The sequence below is a fragment of the Bacillus sp. T33-2 genome (assembly GCF_002860205.1).
GTDB lineage: Bacteria > Bacillota > Bacilli > Bacillales > Cytobacillaceae > T33-2.
The window spans coordinates 1-8,566 of sequence record NZ_PGVB01000039.1 but is presented as its reverse complement, the minus strand read 5'-3'; the positions used below and the strand labels follow the sequence as shown (position 1 = coordinate 8,566).

Here is an 8,566-nt window from a genome sequence, read left to right as displayed (position 1 = left end):
CAAGAATCCCACCCGTCAAACCGTAAGGTTTAGGGCTTGCGGCTTTAGCCGTGGGAGTCTCAAAAACAGTGGTCCTTTCTAAAGAAGCACTACAAAAAGATCTGTACAGGGGTAATCGGAGGCACGGCCCTGGGAATATTGTCTGTGATTGTGTTGGCACATATTTTCCATTTAAGCCAGCAGCTGGTCGCATCCTTGATTCCAAGGTCTGTTACCCTCCCGATTGCGTTAACCATATCGGATGGCCTTGGAGGGATCACTTCAACTACGGTATTCTATGTCATTTTTTCAGGTCTCGTGTCCTTGACGCTTGGTCCAAAATTATTGAAACAATTAGGAATAAAAAGCAAAGCTGCAAGAGAATTGGCAATGGGCACATCGGCACAAATGCTAGGGGCGAACCGTTCATTGCTATGGGCTGACGAAGAGGGGGCTATGGGAAGCGTCGCCATGACCACCTCCGCATTGTTGCTGTCCGTTTTAATGCCAATCCTTCCATTCATTTTGAAAATATAGGCGAAACAAGAGTTTAATAGGATAAATCCTCAGGCAAGCAATTATGATATAATCGGCTTAATGTCGAACTTATGAGGAGCACAAACGATGAGTGTACACAAAGCATTGGCATTGCATGCCGAAAAACAAAATCGGTTTTACAAAGAATTTTTAGTGTTGGATCAGAAGCGGGAAACCTATATTGAAGAGGCTGTAACTTTATGTAAACAAGGTATCCCTTTTACAACCGATAAAATAAATGAAGTGACCCGAGAAATGAACCGGATCAATTTGCGGATCATTCCAACGAGAAAATACGTCACAGCGGAAATGGTCAGGGAGTATGTAACGAAGCTGGGCAACCTTCCATCCTGAATTCATCATCGAGACAGACCTTGTGCAGGTCTATCTCGATGCCAAAAATCCCATCATCTCATTGATCAGTTGAACAGGTTTCTCATACATGCCCATGTGCCCCGCGTCCTTTAACAGCGACTGTTTTATGTTGGCTTTGCTGACCGAAAAGGTTTTTTCAGGGGGAATTACCTGATCCTTTTCTCCAGCTATTAATAAAACGGGTAGTTCTGCATGTTTTAAAACATGGTTAAGGTCCGGGCGGTTTTTCATGGCAATCAATGCATTAATGGCACCTTGTGGATTTGTTGAATAGCCAATTTCTTTGGCTGCGAGGATGTCGGCTCCGTTTTTGTCCAGATTGTCGGGAGAAAACAGTTTGGGAACAAGGCCGTCAATGAGGACTCGGACCCCTTCCTGCTTCACCTTTTCGACATTTGCCAGCCTTGCCTCCTTTGCTTCATCACTATCGGGATAAGCAGTAGAATGTACTAGTGAAAAGGCGGTAAGCCGGGATCCAAACTTATTGGCGAACGCCAGGGTGATATAACCTCCAAGGGAATGGCCGAACATCGCCACCTGGTCAAGCTTCAATTCATCCATAAAGGCTTCTATTACTGCCGCATAGTCATCAATAGCGTGATTCTCCTGCAAAGGTGCCGATTTGCCATGCCCTGGCAGGTCTACAGCGATTACTCGAAAATTCTCTGCCAGTGCTGGAATCACTTTTTCCCAGTATGCACAGCTTCCACAAAAGCCATGAAGTAGGATGACAGGTTGACCAGTTCCTTCATCGATGTAGGCGATATTTGAATTTTGTAATTCCAAGTTTTTTGTTTCCACTCTATCCACTCTCCGTAACTTTATTGTTTTTCGTTATTTTCCCTTTTTCACATTTCTTAATCACTTCCCGGTCGGTTCCTTTGCTCTTTTTATTCCCATTTTCCTGTGAGCTGCATATACTTTATTGGGCCATTTAACAGTGCAGTATATGGGCTTTATAGATTCGAATATTACGTTAAGCCGATAAGGAGAGATAAGCCTTTGCGAAATTTACAGGGAACGACGGCAAGTTTGCCATATCCATCACGATGGGCTATCCACGCTGCTATAGCTGGAAGACCGGTTGTTTACGGCACACTCGTCATTGATGCAATTTCGAATAATCGGGTAACTGGTACGGTCAATTTCCGTGGCAGACGGATTCCGATCACTGGATTTTGGGATGAAAGAAATAAACAAATAAGATTTGATTCCCCCTATGCGTCATATGCTGGCAATTTAGCGATATTTGACGATCCCCAGATAAGAGTTCGGCATTTTATGTTAAGAGGACGCATCGTTATGAAGCCTCCTTCTTTGCAAGCAGGTGAGTATGGAAGCTGGATCGCTACAACCGATACGGTTCTTACCGGACCTCCCCTTAGCACTCAAGGCTTACCTCCTGTTGGAGCCTTTTTAACATCAGAGCTGATGTATGGGGTGCCACAATAGAACTGGTGGTATAATCACGGATGTTCATGTTGCTCCCTAAATCAGAAGGTTCTGCTTATGACAATGATTGTATCACTTGTCCAGACGGGGAAGAACCCTTAGCGTTAAGCCAAGGGTTCATTCATTATTTTGTTTCACGGTGTAAAGTATGTTTTTTTAGGCGTGGGCTGTACTTTCTTAGTTCGATCCGTTCAGGGTTGCTTCTTTTATTTTTGGTGGTAATATAATTGCGGTCCCCGGTTTCCGTACAAGCTAACGTAATTTTCACTCTCATTTTTTTGGCTCCTTTTGTCTCTTCGTTCAATTATTTTATATCGTCTCGGTAAACGCAGGCAGCGGGTCGTGAAAATCAGACCAGACCATGTTCATCTCTTGATTTGTCAATAAACATTTATCCAATGCAGCCTCGATGTCGTCCCGGTTCATATCCACCCCGATCAGGACCAGTTCTGTCATTCGATCTCCAAATTCGTCATCCCATCTTTCCAGCAGTTCAGGTTCTTCCCTCAATATTTGCTGTTTCTCCTGCTCAGGGTAGGCAGCGAGCCATTGTCCAGCTCCTTGAAGGATGATGGAGGGGCCAGCCTGTGACAGCAAGCCTGTCGTATCATTTCGGGAAGCTAACCAAAAGAAGCCTTTCGCCCGTATAATTTCAACCGGCCAATCTTCCAGCCACTGCCTCCATCTATCAGGGTGAAATGGCCTTTTTCTGCGGTAAACAAATGACGAAATTCCATATTCCTCGGTTTCAGGCGTATGTTCCTCGTTCAATTCCTTAATCCATCCCGCTCCCTGGCTGGCTGCTTCAAAATCAAATAAACCGGTATCGACAATTTCATTTACTGTTACCTGTGATTTCACGCTCTCAATAATCCGGGCTTGGGGATTTAGCTTATGTAATATTGCCTTTAGCTCAGTTACACTGTCTGAATGTACTAAATCAATCTTGTTTAATACTAGAACATTTGCAAATTCAATTTGGTCGATCAGCAGGTCGGCAATTTCCCGAGTATCCATTTCATCATTTGCCTGCTTTCTGTCAAGAAGGCTGTCCCCTGAGATATAATCATGCCAGAATCGATCCGCATCCACCACTGTCACCATCGTGTCCAGTCGACAATGCTCATTTAAATTGATGCCAATACTATCATCAACATAGGTAAATGTCTGGGCAACCGGGATTGGCTCTGAAATGCCCGAGGACTCGATCAGGATATAGTCAATCTCCCCCGCTTTTACGAGCCTTTCCACTTCAATCATTAAGTCCTCTCTCAACGTACAGCATATACAGCCGTTCTGCAGTTCCACTAATTTTTCCTCTGTCCGTGAAAATCCTCCTTTTTTCACAATGGATGCATCGATGTTCACTTCACTCATGTCGTTCACAATAACAGCGATTTTTTTATTGTCACGATTTGTTAATACATGGTTCAATAATGTTGTTTTACCCGCGCCTAAGTAACCACTTAAAACAGTGACAGGTATTCTTTTTGGCATTTGTTTCTCCCCTCTTTTAAATTCAGGAAAAATACTATGAAAAGGATTCTTCCATCGATTACGAAATTCATAGTTTACATAAATCGTAATCATTTCGATTTATATCGTAATAAATATTGTTTCAAAAATCAAGTTTAAATTTCTTTGTACAAGATTTCAGTTCTGAGCCAATAGAATGGACTTCTCGCAGGGACAATCCATTTACATTATCCAATAAATGGGTTCTGATGACCTTAGCGGAGAGAGTTTCACTGATTTTATCCAATAGAAGGGTTCTAATCGACTTTACGATGAGGGTATTCGATGATTGTGTCCAATAGAAGGGTTCTAATCAACTTTATCCTGAGGAAATTCGATGATTGTGTCCGTAGAAGAGTTCTAATCGACTTCACGCAGAGGGCATTCGATGATTGTGTCCATTAGAAGGGTTCTAATCGACTTTACGATGAGGGTATTCGATGATTGTGTGCAATAGAGGGATTCTAATCAACTTTATCCTGAGGAAATTCGATGATTGTGTGCAATAGAGGGATTCTAATCAACTTTACGCTCAGGGAATTCGATGGATTGTGTCTAATAGAAGGGTTCTAAAGTCCTTTTACGCAGACTGAATTCGATCAAACATATTCAAATGGATATATATGAATGTAAAAATGGGTGATATTTTGCATTTACAAAACTATGCACTTATTTTAAAATATAAACCGTAATTATTACGATTTGATTCTGGTAAAATTCTGACCATACCATCTCTTAAACATACTCTATCAATTTAACACATATATTTTATCACACAGAAATATTCGTATGGAGGTACGCATGAATCGAATCCTTCGCCCAAATATTATGGATGTTACCATTTTTTTTATGATTGCTTTTGCTCTATTTTTGGCCTTATTTGGCTTTAATGCTTCGGTCGATCATTTTCCACCATCATTTTTAAACCTGAACACGATTTTTCTCAGTATTTTAATAGAAGCCCTTCCTTTTGTTTTGATAGGCGTTCTCATCGCGGGCATCATTCAAATTTTTGTTAAGGAAGATCACATAGAACGATTGATTCCAAAAAACAAATATGTAGCTGTTCTCATGAGCTGTGTGGTAGGAGCCTTATTTCCTGCCTGTGAATGTGGTATAGTCCCTATCGTACGCAGGCTCGTTTCGAAAGGAGTGCCCATTTACGCTGCGATGGGTTTCATGTCGACGGGTCCGCTTATCAATCCGATTGTGATTGCCTCTACATATATGGCTTTCGGTAATGATGCAAAGATTGCAGCATTGCGGATGGGATTAGGCTTTGTCACCGCCATCATGGTGGCCTTGGCAGTGAGTTGGCTATTTAAAGGAAATCAATTTAAAGCATCGATGACCATTACTCACACACATGCTGTTTCGAAAAGAGAAACTGTTTCAAGTCGATTCTGGTCTATGTTGACTCATTCAATTGATGAGTTCTTTGATATGGCCAAATACTTGATCATGGGGGCTTTTTTGGCTGCTTTCGTACAAACGTATATGCCGGCAAAGGCTTTATTGCAGGCAGGTAATGGCCCGGTTTCTTCGTTGCTCGTCATGATGGGACTGGCGTACATTCTGTCACTTTGTTCAGAAGCGGATGCGTTTATTGGCGCCTCCTTCAGTAGTATCTTTCCGACTTCGTCCATCCTTGGTTTCCTGATTTTTGGACCAATGATCGATTTAAAGAATACGCTTATGATGCTCAGTGTTTTTCGATTTAAATTCGTCATGATTGTGCTGGCATTGGTAGCTTCGTTGGTCTTCATCACTATAACGCTGATGCAAAGCTTTCTATAAAGGAGGCCCTATCGTGGTATTTCATTTTCAGCAGGCCGTTAGAGCATTGATTTTACTTTCATTCACTGCGTTCATTTTTAAGCTTCATGTTTCTGGTGAAATCACAAAGTATATTAATCCCAAATATATAGGTTTAAGCCAGGCGGCATCCGTTATTTTTTTGATTTTGTTTTTTATCCAAATTACAAGGATATGGAAAGACAAGAAGGATTCTCATGATCACTGTGACCATGATGAAAGCTGCAGCCATCACCATGATCATGGGGATTCTGAATTTAATATAAAAAAATTAGTTTCATATGGGATTATTGTTTTCCCATTGATTACTGGCTTCCTCCTTCCGGCCAAAGTGCTTGATGCTTCAATTGCAGATAAAAAAGGCGGTATGGCGATGCTGGCCAACAAGAAGCAGGAAACAGAAAATGAAAGAACGGGAAATATTGAAGAGAACACAAACGAGGATGACAACGACAAATTACCTGAGGTAAATGATCAGCCGGACAACGCTGCAACAGACAATCCTGCTGACCCGGGAAGCCAGAAGGAAATATCCCAGCAAGAATACGAACAGCTTATGCAGCACCTGTTAATAAGCCCTGTTATTAAGATGGACGACTATGTATTTTCTTCCTATTATGATGAAATAAGTCAGGATATATCTAAATTTAAAGGGAGAAAGATAGAATTAAAAGGATTTGTGTATAAAGAGGAAGGGTTTCAGCAAGACCAGCTTGTCATCTCGAGATTTTTGATAACCCACTGTGTCGCTGACGCCAGCATTATCGGTTTTCTGTCACAGCTGCCAGACGCTTCGAAACTGGAACAGGACACATGGATTGAGGCAAGCGGAGTATTGGAAACAACTAACTATAACGGAGCTGAGCTCCCCATGATTAAAATCGACAGCTGGAAAAAAATTAGTCAACCTGATGAACCATATCTTTATCCTATTAATATCAGAATCTTATAGCAAAAGGATTGCTGTTAAATGAACAAAGGCTGTCTGCTTGACGAAGCGGACAGCCTTTTCTGCATGATTGGTATATCCCTTCATTATCTTCCAGGTTAAGTAATTTTTAAATAAGCTTCCTTATAAAGCTTGCTGATAAAAAACTTCGAAACACTAAACAAAGCACCTTTGCAAAATTTTGCGTTTGTAATATATTGGAAATACAAATATCTAATTTTAATGAAAGGAGAATACATTTGATATTCAAAAAGCGGTGGATGGCCCTGTTTGTCCTTTTCAATTTTTTATTTATTTTAATCATCCCACCGATCGTGAATTGGCTTATGAGTTTCAGCATAGGAAAGATTTATGGCAGTACAGATACTTGGATTTCATTCTTAGGGCTTACTTTGGGGCCATCCTGTCAGGATTGATTACGATGGCCGGGGTGTTATTGACGATAGAATTCTCCAACAAGTTAAGTGAGAGGGACAAGGCTCCCTACAAAATCCTTAACATTGAAAATGCGATAGACACACTCCGCCAGACCCTCGAAGAAATCCAATATATACTCCGGATTGAACCAGAACAACAAATCCTGCGCTCCCCTTCATCCCGAAATACCCACCTCTTTAAGATGAATGAAAATTATCTTCCGGAAACTACAGACTTATTCAAGAAAATCACCGTACAGAGAGTTAAGGAAATCAGGTCGAAGCTCGTGAAAGTTGATTCGAAAACATACAAGATGTTTCTGGAATTTGAAGATAATCTGGAGCAAGATTACCTGGCCGTTTTCCGCCCGGTCGAAAACCAGTTGGTGCACTTCCAAAAAGAAATCATCAATCACTACATTGATTCTGAAAGCGCGAAAGTTTTGTTCGGCAAACTGTCCGAAATCGAACTTAATGCGTCAGAAGCACAAAAGATTAATAATCTGAGAGAAAAATATTATTTTAGTGAACGGAAGTATATTTAGTGAACTGGAAGGGTCTTTTAAGCTTTTGATGAAACAGCTAATTGCAATCCGGAAGCATTATATCGAAATGATTAAGTATTAATTTATTCGGAACACCCCACCCCCTCCATGGAGATATTCCATCTTTAAATACACTGTTACCAATGAAAAAAGGAGCTGCCGATACAACTCCCAGTTCGAGTTTCCAATCCCTTCGTTTCTATTACTGCAGCTGTTTAAGGAGATGGTCAAGGCGATCCCACGTTTCACTCATGCCTTGGACGGCACCCATGTCAATTATGGATTTAACAGCATCGTTTGTTTCATACCTACTGCGGCTAATCATTTTTGCCTTTCCTTTATGTTCGGTGAATGTTAGTGTGATGACTGCTTCAGGCATGCCTTCAGCTACATTGCCCTCAGCATCCGTGAAGTAATCGACATACACAATCCTTTCAGGTGCGACAATTTCCTTATAGACCGCCTTCCCCCAGGAGTCATGTCCATAAAAATCCCCCTGGACTTCATCTATGCAACGCATGCAATAATGCCATACGCCGCCAGGACGAAAGTCGATGTTGCAAACCGGAAGAATCCACCCTTTTGGCCCCCACCAGCGTGAAAGGTATTCTGCGTCCGTATGTAGTTTGAAAACAAGCTCCCGGGGTGCGTCAAAAACTCGCTCCAGTATCATTTCCCGATCCTCCACCGTTGTTTTCATGTTATTTGTCACATTTGACATTTAAATGACCTCCTGCAGATAATTTGCTGCACTAATCCTTTTCGTCCTAAGTCTCACTTTTCCTTTCATATTTTTTAAAAAATGTCCGGGGGACTGGATCTCCCTTAAAAGTGTTTAAAAGCAGTTCCAGTTAGTGGACAAGTATATGGTGAATTTATCAACCTTTCTATTTGAATGAATTTCATAAATCTCAGCCCTAATGCCCCAAGACTTTTAAGGCATGAAAAAAGGAGTACCTCCCCAAAATGTCGAAATGAGTAGT

The 8,566-nt window shown here is 41.4% G+C and carries 9 protein-coding genes and 1 pseudogene; 6 read left to right on the top strand and 4 right to left on the bottom strand.

The genetic code is table 11. The features are described 5' to 3' along the window. Positions 1-75 precede the first annotated feature (75 nt). A pseudogene (locus CVD19_RS21510) lies at positions 76-516 on the top strand (LrgB family protein); the annotation flags it as partial. A gap of 87 nt (positions 517-603) precedes the next feature. Beyond that, positions 604-870 carry a YpbS family protein gene (locus CVD19_RS21505; protein ID WP_101585236.1) on the top strand — a complete coding sequence of 89 codons (267 nt, stop codon included), beginning with the start codon at positions 604-606 and terminating at the stop codon, positions 868-870. A gap of 30 nt (positions 871-900) precedes the next feature. On the opposite strand, the gene CVD19_RS21500 is transcribed toward CVD19_RS21505, so the two are convergent. Then, positions 901-1,692 (bottom strand): alpha/beta fold hydrolase, encoded by a 792-nt coding sequence (locus tag CVD19_RS21500; protein WP_101585235.1) that lies wholly within the window; start codon positions 1,690-1,692, stop codon positions 901-903. A 201-nt stretch (positions 1,693-1,893) separates the two neighbouring features. Here CVD19_RS21500 and CVD19_RS21495 point away from each other — a divergent pair, with 201 nt between their 5' ends. Further along, positions 1,894-2,343, top strand: coding sequence for a hypothetical protein (locus CVD19_RS21495; RefSeq protein ID WP_101585234.1), 450 nt, complete (start codon positions 1,894-1,896; stop codon positions 2,341-2,343). Positions 2,344-2,467: 124 nt separating this feature from the next. On the opposite strand, the gene rpmG is transcribed toward CVD19_RS21495, so the two are convergent. Continuing rightward, positions 2,468-2,617 carry a 50S ribosomal protein L33 gene (gene rpmG / locus CVD19_RS21490; protein ID WP_101585233.1) on the bottom strand — a complete coding sequence of 50 codons (150 nt, stop codon included), beginning with the start codon at positions 2,615-2,617 and terminating at the stop codon, positions 2,468-2,470. Positions 2,618-2,652: 35 nt separating this feature from the next. Beyond that, a complete protein-coding gene (locus tag CVD19_RS21485; RefSeq protein ID WP_101585232.1) occupies positions 2,653-3,840 on the bottom strand; it encodes a GTP-binding protein in 1,188 nt (395 codons plus the stop codon). An 819-nt stretch (positions 3,841-4,659) separates the two neighbouring features. On the opposite strand from CVD19_RS21485, the gene CVD19_RS21480 reads away from it, so the two are divergent. The 3 genes from CVD19_RS21480 to CVD19_RS21470 all read left to right on the top strand — a co-directional run bounded on the left by CVD19_RS21480 (position 4,660) and on the right by CVD19_RS21470 (position 7,583). Continuing rightward, entirely contained in the window at positions 4,660-5,655 is a 996-nt protein-coding gene (locus CVD19_RS21480) for a permease (protein ID WP_101585231.1), read from the top strand. Between the two features lie 13 nt (positions 5,656-5,668). After that, positions 5,669-6,625: a TIGR03943 family putative permease subunit gene (locus CVD19_RS21475; RefSeq protein ID WP_101585230.1), complete on the top strand. Its 957-nt coding sequence runs from the start codon at positions 5,669-5,671 to the stop codon at positions 6,623-6,625. A gap of 364 nt (positions 6,626-6,989) precedes the next feature. Beyond that, a complete protein-coding gene (locus CVD19_RS21470) occupies positions 6,990-7,583 on the top strand; it encodes a hypothetical protein (RefSeq protein ID WP_142383555.1) in 594 nt (197 codons plus the stop codon). A 202-nt stretch (positions 7,584-7,785) separates the two neighbouring features. Here CVD19_RS21470 and CVD19_RS21465 read toward each other — a convergent pair whose 3' ends face one another. Continuing rightward, positions 7,786-8,304 (bottom strand): SRPBCC domain-containing protein, encoded by a 519-nt coding sequence (locus CVD19_RS21465; protein WP_180953734.1) that lies wholly within the window; start codon positions 8,302-8,304, stop codon positions 7,786-7,788. Between the last annotated feature and the right edge of the window lie 262 nt (positions 8,305-8,566).

Excerpts from the sequence above, each read along its gene's own strand:
- CVD19_RS21505 (WP_101585236.1), top strand. The coding sequence starts at position 604 with ATGAGTGTACACAAAGCATTGGCATTGCATGCCGAAAAACAAAATCGG.
- rpmG (WP_101585233.1), bottom strand. The coding sequence starts at position 2,617 with ATGAGAGTGAAAATTACGTTAGCTTGTACGGAAACCGGGGACCGCAAT.
- CVD19_RS21485 (WP_101585232.1), bottom strand. The coding sequence starts at position 3,840 with ATGCCAAAAAGAATACCTGTCACTGTTTTAAGTGGTTACTTAGGCGCG.
- CVD19_RS21480 (WP_101585231.1), top strand. The coding sequence starts at position 4,660 with ATGAATCGAATCCTTCGCCCAAATATTATGGATGTTACCATTTTTTTT.
- CVD19_RS21465 (WP_180953734.1), bottom strand. The coding sequence starts at position 8,304 with ATGTCAAATGTGACAAATAACATGAAAACAACGGTGGAGGATCGGGAA.